Raw genomic sequence first — 18285 nt, forward strand, 5'->3', positions numbered from 1 at the left:
AAACTGCTGCATTGCAGGAGGGCGCATCATGAATGAACCTCAGCGCAACATCAAAGGACTGCACTGGCTTTCCACCGACCAGAAGCTGACCGTCAGGCGCCCGGCGACGGAGCCTTCCGAGAAGAAGCAAACCAACAAGGCCGTCACGATCTATATCTCACCGGAGGTCTACACGAAGGCACGCCTCACCTATCACGCCACACGTTCAGCTGAGGACGACCGCACCTGGTCCCATTTCGTAGAGAAGGCGATTGCGGACGAGGTCGCCCGGCGAGAGCAGCGACACAACGGAGGCGACCCGTTCGGCGGCGTCGACACACCACTATCGCCTGGCCGACCGCTGGCCGACTGACCATGATATTGATGCCAGCGTAGGCTCTTCTTAGCTTAGCGAAGCCACGGACTCGCTCGTTCCGCTAGCCGACCGGGTGTGAGCCCTTCTATTCCGGAAGTATGCCGGCGTCGCGGAGTGACGCCAGATCGTGGCTCTCTGTCGCCCGCGAAAGGCCTGTCTCCGCCATGATCTCGGTGCGCGCGGGCACCGTCCCAAATTCGTCGAACTGCTGACCGATGAGCGCCTGAATTCGCGCGCGGTTGGTCTGGCCTTGCGCCCGCTTCCTGCGGTGCTTCTCGCGCCCTCGCGACTGGACACCTCGTCGTCGCTGTGCCGGGCGAGTGCTCGGTGGGTTGTGGGTTGGGTCGGCGGAGGGCGTTGGGGTGTGGACTTCCGAACACGTTCCGAATATGCTGGCTGCATGACCACCACAGCGTTCCGTACCACGACGCGTCGCTCCTCGGACTTGAGCAAGCACCCCGCCGAGGTCTTCGCTGAGGCTGAAGACCACCCGGTTACGGTCACTCGGCGCGACGGCGAGGACCTCGTGCTGATGTCTCGGCGTGAAGCCGAGGGACGCAACCGCATGCTGGAGTTCGCGGCACAGCTGATTGGCGTGGCAGTAGATGACGACGGGCCCCTCGCCGAGCGGATGTCCAAGCCATTCCCGTGGATGCTCGCGCTCTCCGAGCAGGATCGGGAGACCTGCGCGCAGAACCTTGTGGACGCCGCGCGTGCCTCCTTCTCCACTGACCAGCCGCACCGCGTACTCGCAGAGGTGAATGCTTGGCGTGAGACCGCAACCGCTCTCGCGGCTGGCCTCGGCGGGGATGATGTCGAATGGCTCGATGACGACAGCGACGCCGCAGTCGTCGAGCGTCCGTAGTCGTGGCGAGGCAAGACGACACCGTCCCTCGACCGACGAAGAGGTCCGAGTATGCGATCCGGTACGCGTCGGCCGGCGCCGAGAAAGGGTGGAGGGACCTTGCGGCGACGATTCGCGGCCCACTCGCTGACACCTGGGACTTCCTCACACGCACGCCGACACGGGAGACTCCGACGAACTACCCGCTGCGCGGAGATCTCGCACGAGTGACCCGTAACGGACAGACCCACAACCGCTGGCAGAACAAGCCGACAATCAAGGGCGACGCTCGCATCTGGTTCTACGTGGAAGGACGCACAGTATTCCTGGAGCAGGTGCATACCAGTCATCCGAATGAGACAAAGTAGCTCCCGGCGCGACACTGGGTGGCCGCCGAGACCAAGAACCCGCAGCTGGGTAGCAGATGGTAGAGGCGCCTGTGACATTCGCCGATGAGCAGCATCGCCTCGTATGCCTGGTAGCGGGTCTCAGAGAACCCTGGCCGGCGTTGTCCTGAAGAGATCTATCGTCCCCGCTGTCCGAGTCGTCATACACCGCATTGGATGCTTCTGCACGGTCATCCGCGCGATTCGGATCGGAATCCGATTCACGGTGCTCGTACGCGGGGGTCGGGGAGCAGATTGACGAAATCCGGCGCTAAGGGGCAATCGCCGAGCGACCTTGCGCTGTAGGTGATTTCATGTCGTCGTGACTGATGAGGGCGGCTATGGCCGGTTCGGTGCGTTGTCTCGGCAGGAGCTGGAGCGTTACTGCTACTTGGATGACGAGGACCGGCGGCTGATCGCTGCGCGGCGGCGCGACTACAACCGTCTGGGGTTCGCGGTGCAGGTGGTGACGGTGCGTCACCTGGGAATGTTCCTGGCTGATCCGCTGGATGTCCCGCCCGCGTTGATCGAGTATCTGGCCGAGCAGTTGGAGATCTCCGATCCGTCGATGGTGAAGCGGTACACCGATCGGGAGAAGACCAAGCTCGAACACGCCTGGGAAATCCAGCAGGTGTACGGACTCAAGCCGTTCGGCGAGATGGAGTCGGAGCTCACGTCGTGGATCGTCGACCAGGCGTGGATGACCGGCGACGGACCGAAGGCGATCTTCGGCGACGCAGTGACATGGCTGCGGAAGCGTCAGGCGCTGCTGCCGGGGATCACCACGTTGGAGCGGCTGATCGGCGACGGCCGCAACGCGGCGGACGCCCGGTTGTGGCGCCAGCTCGGCGAGCAGCTGACCTCGGAGTCCGCGTCTGCCTTGTTGCGGCTGCTGGAGGTTCCTGCGGAGGGCGGGCAGAAGGTCAGCGAGCTGGAGCGGCTGCGCAAGGGCGTGTTCAAGGCGTCGTCGAAGGGGATGCTCGCGGCGCTGCGCAGGGTTGTCGACCTGCAAGCGGTCGGGGTGGACAGCATCGACGTGAGGGCGATCCCGCCGCGTCGGTTGACGGGGTTGGCGACCTACGGGTTGGCGAGCAAGGCCGCCGCGCTGCGGCGGCTGCCCACGCGTGAGCAGCGCTTGGCGGTGCTGGCCGCGACGGTCGTTGTGTTGAGCGCGCGGGCGGTCGACGACGTGTTGGAGACCTTCGACATGTTGATGACGACGAAGCTTCTGTCCAAGGCCGAGCGGGAGTCTCGCGAGGAGAAGCTGCGTCGCTATCCGAGGGTGTCACGCAACGCAGGCAAGCTCGCGGCAGCGGTGAAGGTGCTGCTGGAGATGGTCGAGGTCAACCAGGACGTCGGGCTGGGCGTGGTGTTGGACATGATCGAGAAGACCGTCACCCGGGCCGAGTTGCGGCACGCGGTCCAGGCGGTCGACGAGCTGGTGCCCGCCGACGACGCGGAGCTGGATGGGCAGCGGTTGATCGAGTTGGCCGGCAAGTTCGCCACGGTCCGCCCGTTCCTGCCGATGCTGATGGACACGATCGAGTTCGGCGCGACCAGTGACGGCGCCGCCGTCCTGGCGGCAATGAAGACCCTCGCCGAGCTGCTGACATCCAGGTCGTCGGGCAAGATCCCGGCAAACCTGCTGGACGCCCGCAAGGTCGACCACGACCTGATCGTCGGCGCGTGGAAGCGCTTGATCTACACGCCGGGCCGACCGGAGGGCACCGTCGACCGGAACTCCTACACGATCTGCGTGTTGGAACAGTTCCACCGACACCTCAAGCACCGCAGCATCTTCGCGGTGCGTTCGTCGCGGTGGCGCGACCCGCGGGCGCACCTGCTGGCAGGCGAAGCCTGGGAGGCTGCGCGTGACGCCGGCATGAACGCGCTGGGCCTGCCCGCCGCGCCGACGCAGCTGCTGACCGATCACGCGACGGCGTTGGAGACCGCTTATCGGGAGTTGGCCGCACGGCTGGGCGAGGACACCCCAGCCAGCATCGACGCCGACGGCAAACTGCACGTCGCCGCGCTGGACGCCAAGGCCGAGCCCGCGTCGCTGGTCGACCTGCGCCGCCGGGTGGAGGCGATGATCCCGCGTGTGGACCTGCCGGAACTGGTCACGGAGGTGATGAGCTGGCATCCCGGTTTCACCGAGGCGTTCACCCACACCTCGGGCAACGAGGCCCGCGTCGCCGACCTCGGCTTGTCGGTGGCGGCCGTGCTCTGTTCCTATGCGTTGAACGTCGGGTTCAAACCGGTGACAACGCCTGGTGTCGACGCCCTGACCAGGGATCGGCTGCTGCACGTCGACCAGTGCTACGTGCGGGCCGAGACCATCGAGGCGGCCAACGCCGTGCTGGTCGACGCCCAGGCCGACATCCCCCTGGCCCAAGCGTGGGGCGGCGGGCTGGTCGCCTCGGTGGACGGGATGCGGTTCGTGGTGCCCGTGCGCACCCATAACGCCCGCCCGAACCCGAAGTACTTCGGCCGGAAACTGGGCATCACCTGGTTGAACATGCTCAACGACCAGTCCGCCGGGCTGGCAGGCAAGGTGCTGCGCGGAACACCTCGCGATTCGCTGCACACCATCGACGTGATCGTGTCCCAGCACGGCGGGCGGATTCCGGAGGTCATCATCACCGACACCGGGTCGTATTCCGACATCGTGTTCGGACTGCTGCATCTGATCGGCCGCCAGTACCGGCCGCAGCTGGCGAACCTGCCCGATCAGCGGTTGTGGCGCATCGACGCCCGAGCCGACTACGGGCCGCTGGACAAGGCGGCGCGCGGGGTGATCGACACCGCCAAGATCGCCGCGCACTGGGAGGACATGTGCCGGATCGCGGTGTCGATCCACTCCGGTGAGGTGTCGGCGCACGAGGTCACCAGGATGATCTCCCGCGACGGGCAGCCGACCGCGTTGGGCCAGGCCATCGCCCATTTCGGGCGGATCTTCAAGACCCTGCACATCCTGCGCCTGGCCGACGACGAACCTTACCGGCGCGAGGGCAAGGCCCAGTCCAATCTCGTCGAGGGTCGTCACGACCTGGCGCGCACGATCTATCACGGCCGCAAGGGCGAGATGACCCGCGCCTACTACGAGGGCATGGAAGACCAGCTCTCGGCGCTGGGATTGGTGCTCAATTGCGTCGTCGTGTGGAACACCGTCTACGAGAACCGCGCCCTCGCCGCGCTGCGAGCCGGCGGATACCCGGTGCTCGACACCGATGTCGAGCGATTGTCGGCGTTCGTGCGCGCCCACATCGGCATCGACGGGCACTACAGCTTCCACCTGCCCGACCCCAGCGGAGTTCACCGACCGCTACGCGACCCGGACGCCGACGACGACGAGTAGCGCGAGTCGAAGGGTGGCGGATGACCGCTCAGGACCTGACGACGCATGTCGGCGGAAGTCTCTCCTGAGCCGCGAAACAGGCCACGGCCTGCACCTCTACCTCCGACCTGACCCAACAAACTACCGCTAGATTACGGTCACGGAGAGCGTCAGTTTGTCGCTGTGCGGCACGCCCGTCCGGTCGAGGAAGTCACACATGTCATCGATCATCGGCTGCATGAGCAGCTGCCCCAGCTGACGAACCATCAGCCCGATGACCTGTGAGGACTCGGATCGCCGTGTCGAGGTCTTGCCCGAATAGCGGAGTTTGGAGATCTCTCTGCGACTCAGGTCGGTCAGCCGCTCGAGTAACTCGCTCTTTCCCTGCGGATCGAGCACAGCGCGCCGGATGTAGTTCACCACCGTCGGATGCGTCGCGAGCATGTGCCGCACCGCCTCGTCTCGAGCGGCGGCGACCTGCGCTGGGGCGCCCTCGTCCGGCACAGAGGCGATCGCCAGAGCGTAATAGTCGACGACCAGTTGCTCGACGGCGACGCGTAGCCCGTCCTTGGTCTTGAAGTGGTGCTGCACCAATCCCACGGCGACCCCGGCGGCGGCGGCGACGGCGCGCATCGAGACGCGATCCTCGCCGCGCTCGGCGTAGAGGTCGAGCGCGGCGTTGCGAATGCGGGCCTTCGCGGTGAGGTCCTCGTCACTGGCGCGGGGGTCGGTCACAGAAATTGCCTCCTATCAGCGAAAAAAGCATACACCCTTGACATTAGACAGTACATGCGCATTAATGGCTATACATCCGTATAGTCAAAAAGGGGTTGATGATGTCGCAGTCGAGTTCGCTGCAGGGCGTGCAGGTGGTGTCGCTCGCGATCAATCTGCCGGGCCCGCTCGCCGCCGCGCGGCTACGGGCGCTGGGCGCCACCGTCACCAAGATCGAACCGCCGGCCGGCGACCCGCTGCGGGCCGTGGCGCCGACGTGGTACGACGAGCTCACTGTGGGCCAGCGGGTCGTGACCCTCGACCTCAAGGACCCCGCTGATCGGGCGGTGGCGGCGCGCGAGCTGTCGCGTGCCGACCTGATGCTCACCGCCATGCGCCCCTCGGCGCTGGTCAAGCTCGGCCTGGACGAGTTGACCGCGGCGAATCCGCACCTGTCGCATATCGAGATCGTCGGGCACGACGGGATCGCGGCGGAGCAGCCCGGCCATGACCTGACGTACCAGGCCCTGCACGGCACTCTCCAGCCGCCGACGATGCCGACCGTCCCGGTGGCCGACCTGCTCGGCGCCGAGCGCGCCGTGTCCGCGGCCCTGCTCGCCCTGCGCGTGGCCGCGGAGTCCGGCGTGGGACACCGCGAGCGGGTCGTCCTCGAACAGGCGGCCGCCGACGCCGGCGCCGCAGTTCGGCACGGTCTGATGGGAGCGGGCGCGCCGCTCGGCGGGGCGCATCCCGGTTACCGGATCTACTCCAGCTCCGACGGCCACGTCGCGCTGGCCGCGCTCGAGCCGCACTTCTGGGAGCGCGCCCGCGCCGGTCTCGGTGTCGAGGGCACCCAGGAGGAGCTCGAGCAGACGTTTCTTTCCAAGCCGACGCGCGAATGGGAGGAGGTCGCGAAGCGCCTCGACATTCCCCTGATCGGAATCCGCGATTCGGCACCCCGTAATTCAGCACAAGGAGCTTTGTCATGAGTGTTCGCGAGGCCGTTATCGTCGGCGCGGTCCGGACCCCGGTCGGCCGTCGCGGAGGGATCCTCAGCGCATGGCATCCGGTGGACCTGCTCGGGCAGACGCTGCGGGAGCTTGTGGCCCGCGCCGGCGTCGACCCCGCCGCGATCGAGGACGTCATCACCGGCTGCGTCATCCAGCACGATGTCCAGTCGGGCAATCTCGGCCGCCACGCGGTGCTCGCCGCCGGGCTGCCCGAGTCGGTCCCCGCGGTGACGATCGACCGCCAGTGCGGTTCAGGGCAGCAGGCGGTCAGCTTCGCCGCCCAGGCGGTGATGGCGGGTTCCCACGACCTGGTGATCGCCTGCGGCGTCGAGTCGATGTCACGGGTGCCGATGCCTCCGGCGTTCCTGCCCGGCGCGCCGCTCGGCCCGCAGTACAGCCCGCGCGAACTCGACCGCTACGACGGTGGGCTGATGGCGCAGGGCCCGTCGTCGGAGCTGATGAACGAGAGGTTCGACCTGAGCCGAGCGGCGTTGGACGCGTTCAGCGCTCGCAGCCACGAGCGGGCGCACGCCGCGACGCGGGCCGGGAAGTTCCGCGACCAGATGGTGCCGATCACCGCCGACCCCGACGACCCGACCGGTCCGGTCATCGACTCGGACGAGGGCATCCGCGAGCACATCGACCCCGCCAAGATGGCGAGCCTGAAAGCCGTGTTCGGCGCCGACGGGCGGACCACGGCGGCCAACTCCTCGCAGATCAGCGACGGCGCGGCCGCGCTGCTGATCGCCGACCGCGAGTACGCCGAGCGCAACGGCCTCATCCCACGCGCCCGGTTCCGCGCGCTGTCGGTCGCCGCCGCCGACCCGATCATCCAGTTCACCGCGATCCTCGACGCCGCCCACAAGGCGCTCGGCCGAAGCGGGTTGGCCGTCGAGGAGATCGACCTGTTCGAGGTCAACGAGGCCTTCGCCGGTGTGCCGCTGATCTTCCAACGGGAATTCGGCGTCCCGGACGACAAGCTGAACGTCAACGGCGGCTCCGTCGCCCTCGGCCACCCGCTGGGCTCGACCGGAGCCCGGATGCTCACCGACCTGCTCTGCGAACTCGAACGCTCCGGCAAGAGGTTCGGCTTGCAGACCGTCTGCGAGGCCACCGGCACCGCGAACGCCACCATCATCGAACGCATCTGAGGACGTCATGAGCCACGAGATCGTGAGGGGCCTGCCCTCCACCCACGGCGACCACTATCAACTCAACACCACCACCATCATCCGGCACGCCGCGCGCACCTATCCCGAGCAGGAGATCGTGTACCGCACCGCGGACGGCGGCTGGGACCGGTACACCTACGCCGATGCCTACGCGCGAATCCAACGAAGTGCCAATGCACTTCGCTCGATCGGCGTCGGGCCGGGCGATGTGGTCGGGATCCTCGACTGGAACAGCAAGCGGCACTACGAGCTGTACTGGGCGATTCCCGGCCTCGCTGCCGTGATGTTGCAGATGAACCTGCGTTTGGCGCCAGAGGATCTCGCTTACGTCACCGGACACAGTGATGCATCGGTGGTCCTCATCGACGAGTCGCTGCTTCCGGTTGCCGAGGCGCTGGCACCGCATACGCCGAACGTGAAGACGTGGGTGGTGATGACCGATAAGCCGCTGGCCGACATCACCACCACGCTCCCGCACGCGGTGCACTGGGAGGACCTGCTCGCGGACGCCGGCCCGGAGATCGACTGGCCGGTCATCGACGAAACCTCCTCCTACAGCGCGTGTTACACCACCGGCACCACCGGCAGGCCCAAGGGCATCTACTACTCGCATCGCGGCATCTACCTGCACACCCTCGCCGAGGTCGCCGGACTCGGGATGAGCAGCGACGATGCCGTCATGCTCATCACGCCGATGTTCCACGGCCAGGGCTGGGGCCTACCCCAGGCGGCCGCCTACAGTGCCGCAAAAATCGTGCTGCCCGGTCGCTACATCGCCGAGGACACATCCGTCCTCGTGGACGCGATGATCGCGGAGCAAGTCACCGTCGCAAACGGTGCGCCGGCGATCTTCCAGCCCATGATGAACTACATCAAGACGCTTGCGGTCGCACCGGACTTCTCCCGCGCGCGGCTGCTGTCCGGTGCCACCGAGCCGCCGCTGTCGCTGATGCGCGACTTCCACGACATCACTGGAGCCGACGTCATCCACGCCTACGGCGCCACCGAGACCACCCCTCTGGTCGCGGTGAACCGGGGACTGAAGCCCTCGCTGCGCGGTGTGATCTCGGACGAGGAGAAGTGGGATCTCAAGCGTAAGCAGGGTTTGCCGGTCAACGGCATCGACATCCGGATCGTCGACGCGGAAGGCAACGATCTCCCGCACGACGGCACGAGTCAGGGTGAAGTGCTGCTGCGCGGACCGTGGATCATCGAGCGCTATCACAAGCTCGACGACGACGCCGACAAGTTCCTCGACGGGTATTGGCGTAGCGGCGATGTCGGGACCATCGACCCGAATGGTTACTTGAAGATCACCGACCGGATCAAGGACGTGGTCAAGTCGGGTGGCGAATGGATTTCCTCCATCGACATGGAGAACGCACTCGTTGCCCATCCGAAGATCGCCGAGGCGGCCGTCATCGGCGTCCCGCACCCGAAGTGGCAGGAGCGTCCAGTAGCACTCGTCGTGACGACCGACGGGCAGGAACTTCCACTGTCGGAGATCCACGAATTGCTCGCCGATGCATTCGCCAAATGGCAATTGCCCGAGACCGTCCTGTATCTGGACCAGCTGCCCCGCACCAGCGTCGGCAAGCTCGACAAGAAGGCCATGCGCGCCGCGCACACCAACGTCTACGAGGACGTCCGATGAACCCCGACAACGCCCCGCTACGCACGGCCCGCTACAGCCACCTCCTGATCCTGGAGATCAACCGGCCCAAGGCTCGCAACAGTCTGAACGAGGCGGTGCTCACCGCCTTGAACACCGAGCTCGTCGCGGCTCGGCACGACGACGAGATCCGTGCCATCGTGCTCACCGGCGCCGGCGGGATCTTCTGCGCCGGAGCCGACATCACCAATTTCGACGCCATTCGCGACCAGTCGCTGCTCGGCGATCGAGCCGCGCTGGGCGGCACCATCTGGGCCGACCTGGGCCGATTCCCGAAGCCGGTCCTCGCTGCGGTCGAGGGCCTCGCACTCGGCGGCGGCTGCGAGTTGGCGCTTGCCTGCGACATCGTCATCGCCGGCGAATCCGCCAAGTTCGGTGTCCCGGAGGTGAAGCTCGGCGTGATCCCGGGCGGCGGCGGAACCCAGCGCCTGATTCAGGCCGTCGGCAAGTCCAAGGCGATGGCCCTACTGCTCACCGGCGACTTCCTGTCCGCACAGCGGGCGTGCGCGGCCGGCATCGTCGCCGAGACCGTCCCGGACGGCACCGCCCTCGAAGCGGCGGTCGCCATGGCGCAGCGGATCGCCGCCAACTCACCGCTCGCGGTGGCGCTGGCCAAGGATGCCGCCCTCCAGGCCCTGGAAACCTCTCTGGCGCAAGGACTCGAGCACGAGAAGCGCAACTTTCACGTTGCCATCCATTCCGCCGACAGCCGCGAGGGCCAGGCCGCGTTCCTCGCCAAGCGCGCCCCCGAATTCACCGGAAAGTAGGACCGATCATGAGCGAGCTGTTCCCCGATTACCGCTCCCCGTGGGAGACCGACGATCAGGCGCTGCTGCGTAAGCACGCCGCCGAGTTCTTCCGCAAGGAAGCCACCCCGAACCAGGACCGTTGGGCCGCGCAGCACCAGGTCGACCGCGAGTTCTGGACCAAGGCCGGCGCCGCGGGACTGCTGTGCCTCGACATCGCCGAAGAATACGGCGGCGGGGGCGGCAACTTCGGCCACGAGGCGATCGTGCAGCAGGAGATCGCCTACGCCCACGACACCGCGTTCGGCTTCGCCGTGCACTCGACGATCGTCGCGCACTACATCGCCGCCTATGCCACCGAGGACCAGAAGAAGCGCTGGCTATCGAAATGTGCGAGCGGTGAGAGCGTCCTCGCCATTGCGATGACCGAACCCGGCACCGGCTCGGACCTGCAGGCCGTACGGACCACCGCGGTTCGCGACGGCGGCCACTACGTGATCAACGGCTCGAAGACGTTCATCTCGAACGCGTCGCACTGCGACCTGCTCGTCATCGTCGCCAAAACGGACCCGAGCCAAGGTTCCAAGGGTATCTCGCTGCTCGTCGCGGAGACGGAGAATCTTCCGGGGTTCGAGCGTGGGCGGGTGCTGGACAAGATCGGCCAGCACGGCCAGGACACCCGCGAGTTGTCGTTCACCGACATGCGGGTGCCGGCAGCGAATCTGCTCGGCGGCGTCGAGGGGCAGGGCTTCTACCAGCTGATGGGTCAGCTGCAGCGTGAGCGGCTGATCCTCGGTGTCGGCGGTGTCGCGGTGGCCGAGGCCGCGGTGGCGGAGAGCATCAGGTACGCCAAGGAACGTCACGCCTTCGGCAAGCCGATCCTGAACTTCCAGAACACGAAGTTCGTACTCGCCGAGTGCAAGACCGACGTGCTGGCCGGCAAGACCCTGATGGACCACTGCATCCAGCGTCACCTCGACGGCACCCTCGACGCGGCGACCGCGTCGATGGCCAAGCTGTGGGGCAGCGACAAGCAGTGCGAGATCGTCGACCGCTGCCTGCAGGTCTTCGGTGGCTACGGCTACATGATGGAGTACCCGATCGCGCAGATGTACGCCGCTTCCCGCGTGCAGAAGATCTACGGCGGCACCAACGAGATCATGAAGGAACTCATCGGCCGCGCCTTATGAGGTTGACCTTCGCGCAGTGACACCACTGCGTCAGTCACACCTCACTTTGTCAAAAACCCGATGTTCTCAACCTATTTCGTCAGGAGTATTCATGCATATCACCGGAACCAACGCACTCGTCACCGGCGGAGCCTCGGGCCTCGGACTGGCCACCGTCACCGCCCTCGCCAAGTCGGGCGCCCGGGTAATCGCCGTCGACCTGCCCACCGCGAACACGGATGCGCTGGCTGCTCTCGGCGACACCGTGGAATTCGCTCCGGCGGATGTCACCGACGAGGCCGCGGTCACCGAGGCGGTCGAGCGCGCCAACGCGGAGTCCTCACTGCGAATCACCGTGAACTGCGCCGGCATCGGCAACGCCGTCAAGACCGTCGGTAAGAACGGACCGTTCCCGCTGGCCGAATTCGAGAAGATCGTCAAGGTCAACCTGACCGGAACCTTCAACGTCATCCGCCTCGCCGCGCACGCGATGTCGCAGAACGAGCCCGTCGACGGCGAGCGCGGCGTGATCGTCAACACCGCCTCGGTCGCGGCCTTCGACGGGCAGATCGGACAGGCCGCGTACTCGGCATCGAAGGGCGGGATCGTCGGCGCCACCCTGCCGATCGCCCGCGACCTGGCGTCGCTGCTGATCCGGGTGAACACCATCGCGCCCGGCCTGTTCAAGACCCCGCTGCTGGGCACGCTGCCCGAGGCGGCTCAGATTTCGCTGGGACAGCAGGTGCCGCACCCGAACCGGCTCGGCGACCCCGCCGAGTACGCGCAGCTGGTCGAGGCGATCGTGACCAACCCGATGCTCAACGGCGAAACCATCCGCCTCGACGGCGCGATCCGCATGGCGCCGCGGTGAAACCCGTCGGCGTGCAGGTGGGATCGCACCATGAGCACACACGCCTTGTATACGCCGAGGACCTGGGCATCGGCCAGCGTTTCGACTTGGGCTCACACACGGTGACCGAGGCCGAACTCGTCGACTTCGCCACCCACTGGGATCCCCAGTGGTTTCACATCGACCGGGCGGCGGCGCAGGACGGCCAGTTCGGTGGCCTGATCGCCAGTGGAATCCACACGTTGGCGATCCTGCAACGGCTGACATTCGACGCAGTGGGGCACAGCTGGGCGGCCATTGCCGGGCGCGGCATCCGAGATCTGCGGTTCCGCCGTCCCGTGCGTCCAGGAGACGTGCTGACCGGCACCGTCGTCATCGACGACATCCAGTTCGACGACCGGGCACGCGCCCTCGTCACCACCGAGAGCACCGTGGTCGACAGCGAAGGCCGCGTCGTGCTGACCGTCCTGCTCGACGCCTACCTGCACTCGCGCACACGTCAACCATCGACCACCTGAGACGACGATTCGGAGACATCAATGCCAGAGGCATACATCATCGACGCGGCACGCACCCCGGTAGGCCGCCGCCGCGGCGCACTGGCCGCCGCACACCCGGTCGACCTCGCGGCCCATGTGATCGGCGCACTCGTCGAACGCAACGGTGTCGACCCCGCGTCGGTCGACGACGTGATCCTCGGCTGCCTGGACAACATCGGTCCGCAGGCGGGCGATATCGCCCGCACCGCGGCCCTCGCTGCGGGCCTGCCCGAGACAGTGCCCGGCGTGACCATCGACCGCCAGTGCGGATCCTCGCAACAGGCTGTACATTTCGCCGCGCAGGCCGTGATGAGCGGCACCGCCGACCTCATCGTCGCGGGCGGGGTGCAGAACATGAGCCAGATCCCACTGATGTCGTCGGTCACCGCGGGCGAGGCGTTCGGCGTGCGCGACCCCTACTCGGGCTCGACGAGGTGGCGGGCCCGCTACGGGGACGAGACGATCTCGCAGTTCCGCGGCGCCGAGATGATCGCCGAAAAGTGGGGAATCGACCGGGAGGCGATGGAGCAGTACGCCCTGGAAAGCCACCGCCGGGCGCTGCAGGCGATCGCCGGCGGACGCTTCGCCGCCGAGATCCTCCCCTACCAGCAGATGACGACCGACGAAGGACCGCGCGCCGACACCACACCGGAGAAGATGGCCGCCCTGCCGAGCCTCACGCCGGGGGGGCGCTTGAGCGCCGCGGTCGCCAGCCAGATCTCCGACGGCGCCTCGGGCATGCTCATCGCCTCCGCCGAGGCGGTACGCCGCCACGACCTGGCTCCGCGGGCCCGGATCCATCACCTGACCGTGCTCGGCGCCGATCCGGTCATGATGCTCGCCGCACCGATCCCCGCCACCGAACGGGCACTCGAGCGGACCGGCATGCGCATCGACGACTTCGACGTGTTCGAGGTCAACGAGGCGTTCGCCCCGGTCGTGATGGCGTGGTTGCAGGAGACCGGCGCCGACCCGGAGCGGGTGAACCCCAACGGCGGCGCCATCGCTCTCGGCCACCCGATCGGCGCCACCGGCACCCGGCTGATGACCACCATGCTGCACGAACTCGAACGCTCCGGCGGACGCTACGGGTTGCAGACCATGTGCGAGGGCGGCGGACAAGCCAACGTCACCATCATCGAGCGGCTCGGCTGATCCGATGACCCCGACCGCTATCCGGACCGTCCGCACCGGCCGCCTGCTTCACATCACGATCGACCGGCCCGGCCGCATGAACGCCCTCGGCGTCGACGACCTGGTCGCACTCGACACCGCGATCAGCGGGGCGGAAGCGACCGGTGCCCGCGCGATCGTGCTCACCGGCGCGGGAAGAGCCTTCTGCACGGGAGCGGATCTGACCGCGGTGACGGGCGAGGAACCCGAGGTGGTGATGGACGCCGCGAACCGGGTGATCCGCGGCATCGTCTCCGCGCCGGTCCCCGTCATCGCCGCCGTCAACGGCCCCGCGGTCGGGTACGGAGTGGCGCTCGCCTGCGCCGCAGACCTCACCTACGCCGCCGAAAGCGCGTATTTCCTGTTGTCGTTCACCAGCATCGGGCTGATGCCCGACGGCGGCGCGACCGCGCTCGTCGCCGCGGCGATCGGCCGGGCGCGGGCTACAGAATTAGCGCTGCTCGGGCAGCGGCTTTCCGCCACCGACGCCGCCCAGACCGGCTTGGTGGCCCGGATCCTGCCGGATGACCAGCTCGCGGCCCATGTCGAGGCCGTCGCCGGCACGCTGGGAGCCGGGCCGCGGCGCGCCCTCGAACTGACCAGACGGGCGCTCGCCGCGTCCACCCTGGGCCACCTCGACCACGCCCTCGAGCGTGAACGAGCCGGACAGATCGAACTCATCGGCACACCGGATTTCGCCGAGGGCGCCGACGCCGTCCTCACCAAACGTCCCCCCACATTTGCTTAGCAGACCACCCGCCGATCATAGGAGAATCATGGCAACCCTTGGTGGACAACTGACATTGAACGCACGCCGCCACCCGGACCGGCCCGCGCTGATCTTCGAGGGCGTCGAGCGCAGCTACGGGCAGCTCGACCGGGAAATCAACCAGTACGCCAACGCGCTGCTGTCCCTCGGCGTGCAGAAGGGCGACCGCGTGGCGGTGCTGTCGCCGAACTCCGACCGCTTCCTCCTCGCGCTGTACGGCGCGTTCAAGGTCGGCGCGATCGTCTCCCCGTTCAACCCGCGGTCCACGGCCCGGGAGCTGGCGTATCTGCTCGAGGACTCCGGCGCGTCGGTGCTGCTGTTCGGTGGGGACACCGTCGCGGCGGTGCGGGACCTGGCCAAGCTGGAGCAGGCGCCCGCTGCCCCGGCGCTTTCGCTGGACGGCGCGGACGGCTTCGACGATTTCGTCCAGCTGGCGTCCTCCATGCCGGACAGCGACCCACAGGTCGAGGTGCGCGAGGACGACGACTGCATGATCATCTACACCTCCGGCACCACCGGGAAACCGAAGGGTGCGCTGTTCGATCACCACCGGCTGCTGTGGGTCGGCCACGCGGTGTCCTCGCTCGGCGTCAACTCCTTCGACCGGAACCTGCACGTGGCACCGATGTACCACTGCGCCGAACTGGTGCTGTTCGTGCTCAGCGGCTTCTCGATGGGCACCACCCACGTCGTGTTGCCGGCATTCGAGCCCGCCGCCGTCCTCGACGCCCTCGAGCGATACCGGATCACCGTCTTCCTCGGTGTTCCCACCATGTATCAGATGATGTTGACGGTCCCCGACCTCGAGCGGCGCGACCTCTCGCACTGGCGGCTCGGCTTCTTCGGGGCGGCACCGATGCCGCCGACTGCGGTCGCGAAACTCGTGACGACCTTCCCGGACGTCGGCTTCTTCCAGCTGTGCGGGCCGACCGAGGGTGGCCCCACCGGCATCTACTCCACGCCTGACGAGGTCGCCGTCCGTCCCGATGCGACGGGACGCTGGCCGATCACGAATGCCGAGTTCCGGCTGGTCGATCCGGATGGCAACGATGTCCCGACGGGGATGACCGGCGAGATCATCCTGCGCGGCGAGACCATCATGAAGGGCTACTGGAACAAGCCCGAGGCCACCGCCGAGACCATCCGAGACGGGTGGCTGCACACCGGGGACCTCGCCGTCCGCGACGCCGACGGTTTCATCACGATCGTCGACCGGCTCAAGGACATGATCATCACCGGCGGCCGCAACGTCTACTCGATCGAGGTCGAGAACGCCCTCGCGGGGCACCCCGACGTCCAGGACGTTGCCGTCGTCGGCCTGGACCACGCCACATTCGGGGAGACCATCGTCGCGATCGTGACCCCGGTTCCCGGTCGCGAGGTGACCCTCGAGGAGCTGCGGACGTACGCCGCCGAATACGTCGCGGACTACAAACTGCCGCGCGATCTGATCGTCCGTGACATCCCGCGCAACCCTTCCGGCAAGATCCTCAAACACGTTCTCCGCAGTGAGATTCGGGACGACTCCGCGCAACGCACGTAGACCGACGGACGACTCCGGCACATTCGAGTTCCCGGGAACCACGACGCCGTCCATATCCGATACGGCCTGACCGAAGCCGCGCTCCCGCGCGCTCATCTCCCACGGCTGTTCCAACCCCGGCGAGGTCTCGCGCGACCTCACGGCCCTACTCTCGGCCGTGCCCCCGCCGGATCCGACAAACACCACGACCACGCACGCCCGGCAGCGGCTATGAGTTCCCGGACGCGGAAGACCACACCCATCGACGGTGCCGCACTTGATTGGTCTCTTTCGGCCCCCCTCGAGCAGATGCGCTCGGGCCGAACAGTCAAGGTGCTGAACAAGATACGCAGACACGCGCCGGAACTCGTCACCGTCAGCTACTGAGAGATTCAGCGGGAGCGCCGCCGCGCAGCGGGATCGGTCTCGGCCTGCCAGCGCCCCAGCGCCTCGGCGGAGACCTTCGCGTATTTGACCAGGCTGCGCACCGAGGTGTGTCCGCTCAACGCCATCAGCATCGGCGTGGAAGCGCCCTTCTCTGCGGCGTGGGTCAGTCGCGAGTGCCGCAGCTGGTGCAGCGTGAACGGTCCGCGTCGCATCCCTTCGGTGTGCTCCTCGAGGAGCGTCGCGGCGCGGCGGTAGGAAAGTCGGGCGCGGCCGGTCGAGTTGTCGGTGTCGGTCTTGGCGACCGACGGCTTGGCTTTGCGGTCGGTCAGGAACAGCGGCCCGGACTTCCGTCCGGCGATCAGCCGGGGCAGCGGCCGTGCGGTGCCGGTCTGCCAATAGATCACCTCGCGGGCGCCGCCCTTGCGGGTGACCGTGGCGCATCGGTTCACGGTGTCCAGGTCCTCGATGTCGAGATTCAGGATCTCCTCCGCCCGCGCGGCGGACTCATACAGCATCGACCAGAACACCCGCTCGCGCAGGGCCGCGTCCATGCCCAGCAGCTCCGCAACCTCGGCGGCGGTCATCGCCTTGCTGTTGTCCGGCGCACTCGGCCGCGCCCGCAGGCGCGACACCGGATCGCCGGTCAGCCACTGTTGATCGCGCCAGTAGGCGCACGCCGCCGACACCGCGGTCAGCCGGAGGTTGTAGGTCTTGGGGGCCTTGTCGCCCCACACGTAGTCGAACCACCCCGACACCCGATCCGGGTTCAACAACCCGACATCGCCGTCCGCGCCGAAGTCGCGCACCATCCGATCCAACGCCGAGGCGTAGGCGCGGCGGGTGTTCACCGCCGCGATCGTGCCCAGAAAGGTCCGCGTCGCGTCCGCCAGCCGGATCCCGGCGGCCCGCGCCGGTAGCGAGCTCACCGATCCCACCCCGACCGCCCTTCAGCACTACGGCAGATAGTTTCCGGAGTCGCCCATCTCCGGAACGACCATCGCGGCAGGACGACTCACGAGTTACGGCAGATAGTACGCTACTATCTGCCGTAAATCCTTAGCGCCGGATTTCGAGAATCTGCTCCCCGACCCCCTACGCTTGCTGTGTCCGCTTCTTTTGGCGGCGCCGTTCGGCGAGTTCCTCCAGCGTCGCTTCCGTGAGTTCGTCGGCGGCTGGATCAGCAGGCCTCCCCAGTCGCCTGGCGATACGCACTGAGCGCTCGGCGGCAGACTTCGTCACTCGCGCCCACTCTTCTGGCGAGTCGATCGATCTGACTGCGCAGACTCATGCTGACCAGGTCCCGGCCTGGTCAGGTGATCTTGTCCCACCAGCTCGTCCAGCGTCTTGGGTCGTCGTCACGGCACGTGCCGGTTCTGCGGCGGGTCAGTCAGCCGTGCGGCTGCGCGGAGCCATTCCGGGACATCGCGGCCGTCGTACTCGCGGATCTCGATGGCGGCGCGGGCCGCGGCCGCGGCGACGCGAGGCCGCGGTCGACGCTGCATCGACTCCGATTCGGTTGGTCATTGCTTACTCAATCTATGCCGACTCCCACGCGTCGTACCCCAGCCACGCTGGGTCCGGAACCGGGTGTCGGATCGATCCCGCCCAGGTGTTCAAGGTACGACCCGAACCAAGTCAGA

General features: G+C 67.2%; 16 protein-coding genes. 13 read left to right on the forward strand and 3 right to left on the reverse strand.

Annotated elements, in window-relative coordinates; all coding sequences use genetic code 11:
* Positions 1 to 28: 28 nt before the first annotated feature.
* From OSB52_RS08770 to OSB52_RS08780, 3 genes are all read left to right on the forward strand, one after another.
* Positions 29 to 352: a ParB family protein gene (locus tag OSB52_RS08770; protein WP_240859914.1), complete on the forward strand. Its 324-nt coding sequence runs from the start codon at positions 29 to 31 to the stop codon at positions 350 to 352.
* A 403-nt stretch (positions 353 to 755) separates the two neighbouring features.
* Positions 756 to 1220, forward strand: coding sequence for a type II toxin-antitoxin system Phd/YefM family antitoxin (locus OSB52_RS08775; RefSeq protein WP_240859912.1), 465 nt, complete (start codon positions 756 to 758; stop codon positions 1218 to 1220).
* A 687-nt stretch (positions 1221 to 1907) separates the two neighbouring features.
* Entirely contained in the window at positions 1908 to 4943 is a 3036-nt protein-coding gene (locus tag OSB52_RS08780; protein WP_217019303.1) for a Tn3 family transposase, read from the forward strand.
* 126 nt (positions 4944 to 5069) lie between these two features.
* On the opposite strand, the gene OSB52_RS08785 is transcribed toward OSB52_RS08780, so the two are convergent.
* Positions 5070 to 5657, reverse strand: a complete 588-nt coding sequence (locus OSB52_RS08785) for a TetR/AcrR family transcriptional regulator (RefSeq protein WP_011331219.1) — start codon at positions 5655 to 5657, stop codon at positions 5070 to 5072.
* A 101-nt stretch (positions 5658 to 5758) separates the two neighbouring features.
* Here OSB52_RS08785 and OSB52_RS08790 point away from each other — a divergent pair, with 101 nt between their 5' ends.
* The 10 genes from OSB52_RS08790 to OSB52_RS08835 all read left to right on the forward strand — a co-directional run bounded on the left by OSB52_RS08790 (position 5759) and on the right by OSB52_RS08835 (position 16279).
* Positions 5759 to 6625: a CoA transferase gene (locus tag OSB52_RS08790; protein ID WP_011331218.1), complete on the forward strand. Its 867-nt coding sequence runs from the start codon at positions 5759 to 5761 to the stop codon at positions 6623 to 6625.
* A complete protein-coding gene (locus OSB52_RS08795; RefSeq protein ID WP_011331217.1) occupies positions 6622 to 7797 on the forward strand; it encodes a thiolase family protein in 1176 nt (391 codons plus the stop codon). Before OSB52_RS08790 ends, OSB52_RS08795 begins: the two co-directional genes overlap by 4 nt.
* A gap of 7 nt (positions 7798 to 7804) precedes the next feature.
* Positions 7805 to 9472, forward strand: coding sequence for a long-chain-fatty-acid--CoA ligase (locus tag OSB52_RS08800; RefSeq protein ID WP_011331216.1), 1668 nt, complete (start codon positions 7805 to 7807; stop codon positions 9470 to 9472).
* Positions 9469 to 10257, forward strand: coding sequence for an enoyl-CoA hydratase/isomerase family protein (locus OSB52_RS08805; protein ID WP_217019302.1), 789 nt, complete (start codon positions 9469 to 9471; stop codon positions 10255 to 10257). The genes OSB52_RS08800 and OSB52_RS08805 overlap by 4 nt, the downstream gene beginning before the upstream one ends.
* A gap of 8 nt (positions 10258 to 10265) precedes the next feature.
* A complete protein-coding gene (locus OSB52_RS08810) occupies positions 10266 to 11426 on the forward strand; it encodes an acyl-CoA dehydrogenase family protein (protein ID WP_011331214.1) in 1161 nt (386 codons plus the stop codon).
* Between the two features lie 91 nt (positions 11427 to 11517).
* Positions 11518 to 12276, forward strand: a complete 759-nt coding sequence (locus OSB52_RS08815) for a 3-hydroxyacyl-CoA dehydrogenase (protein WP_011331213.1) — start codon at positions 11518 to 11520, stop codon at positions 12274 to 12276.
* Positions 12273 to 12773, forward strand: a complete 501-nt coding sequence (locus OSB52_RS08820; protein ID WP_011331212.1) for a MaoC family dehydratase — start codon at positions 12273 to 12275, stop codon at positions 12771 to 12773. The genes OSB52_RS08815 and OSB52_RS08820 overlap by 4 nt, the downstream gene beginning before the upstream one ends.
* Before the next feature lie 21 nt (positions 12774 to 12794).
* Positions 12795 to 13949 (forward strand): acetyl-CoA C-acetyltransferase, encoded by a 1155-nt coding sequence (locus OSB52_RS08825; RefSeq protein WP_011331211.1) that lies wholly within the window; start codon positions 12795 to 12797, stop codon positions 13947 to 13949.
* 4 nt (positions 13950 to 13953) lie between these two features.
* Complete coding sequence (locus tag OSB52_RS08830) at positions 13954 to 14715, forward strand: enoyl-CoA hydratase (RefSeq protein ID WP_011331210.1); 762 nt, start codon at positions 13954 to 13956, stop codon at positions 14713 to 14715.
* Positions 14716 to 14743: 28 nt separating this feature from the next.
* Positions 14744 to 16279 carry a class I adenylate-forming enzyme family protein gene (locus OSB52_RS08835; protein ID WP_011331209.1) on the forward strand — a complete coding sequence of 512 codons (1536 nt, stop codon included), beginning with the start codon at positions 14744 to 14746 and terminating at the stop codon, positions 16277 to 16279.
* Positions 16280 to 16650: 371 nt separating this feature from the next.
* On the opposite strand, the gene OSB52_RS08840 is transcribed toward OSB52_RS08835, so the two are convergent.
* Together OSB52_RS08840 and OSB52_RS08845 are read right to left on the reverse strand one after the other, a co-directional pair.
* Entirely contained in the window at positions 16651 to 17571 is a 921-nt protein-coding gene (locus OSB52_RS08840) for a tyrosine-type recombinase/integrase (protein ID WP_238054160.1), read from the reverse strand.
* A gap of 429 nt (positions 17572 to 18000) precedes the next feature.
* Positions 18001 to 18147, reverse strand: coding sequence for a hypothetical protein (locus OSB52_RS08845; RefSeq protein WP_226513073.1), 147 nt, complete (start codon positions 18145 to 18147; stop codon positions 18001 to 18003).
* Positions 18148 to 18285: the final 138 nt, after the last annotated feature.

Origin of the sequence: Gordonia aquimaris (assembly GCF_026262595.1) — a bacterium.
Taxonomy (GTDB): Bacteria; Actinomycetota; Actinomycetes; order Mycobacteriales; family Mycobacteriaceae; genus Gordonia; species Gordonia tangerina.

Coding starts and splice junctions, on each gene's coding strand:
- OSB52_RS08825 (WP_011331211.1), top strand. CDS start 12,795: ATGCCAGAGGCATACATCATCGACGCGGCACGCACCCCGGTAGGCCGC.
- OSB52_RS08815 (WP_011331213.1), top strand. CDS start 11,518: ATGCATATCACCGGAACCAACGCACTCGTCACCGGCGGAGCCTCGGGC.
- OSB52_RS08795 (WP_011331217.1), top strand. CDS start 6,622: ATGAGTGTTCGCGAGGCCGTTATCGTCGGCGCGGTCCGGACCCCGGTC.
- OSB52_RS08835 (WP_011331209.1), top strand. CDS start 14,744: ATGGCAACCCTTGGTGGACAACTGACATTGAACGCACGCCGCCACCCG.
- OSB52_RS08775 (WP_240859912.1), top strand. CDS start 756: ATGACCACCACAGCGTTCCGTACCACGACGCGTCGCTCCTCGGACTTG.
- OSB52_RS08805 (WP_217019302.1), top strand. CDS start 9,469: ATGAACCCCGACAACGCCCCGCTACGCACGGCCCGCTACAGCCACCTC.
- OSB52_RS08845 (WP_226513073.1), bottom strand. CDS start 18,147: ATGCAGCGTCGACCGCGGCCTCGCGTCGCCGCGGCCGCGGCCCGCGCC.
- OSB52_RS08810 (WP_011331214.1), top strand. CDS start 10,266: ATGAGCGAGCTGTTCCCCGATTACCGCTCCCCGTGGGAGACCGACGAT.
- OSB52_RS08830 (WP_011331210.1), top strand. CDS start 13,954: ATGACCCCGACCGCTATCCGGACCGTCCGCACCGGCCGCCTGCTTCAC.
- OSB52_RS08790 (WP_011331218.1), top strand. CDS start 5,759: ATGTCGCAGTCGAGTTCGCTGCAGGGCGTGCAGGTGGTGTCGCTCGCG.
- OSB52_RS08770 (WP_240859914.1), top strand. CDS start 29: ATGAATGAACCTCAGCGCAACATCAAAGGACTGCACTGGCTTTCCACC.
- OSB52_RS08800 (WP_011331216.1), top strand. CDS start 7,805: ATGAGCCACGAGATCGTGAGGGGCCTGCCCTCCACCCACGGCGACCAC.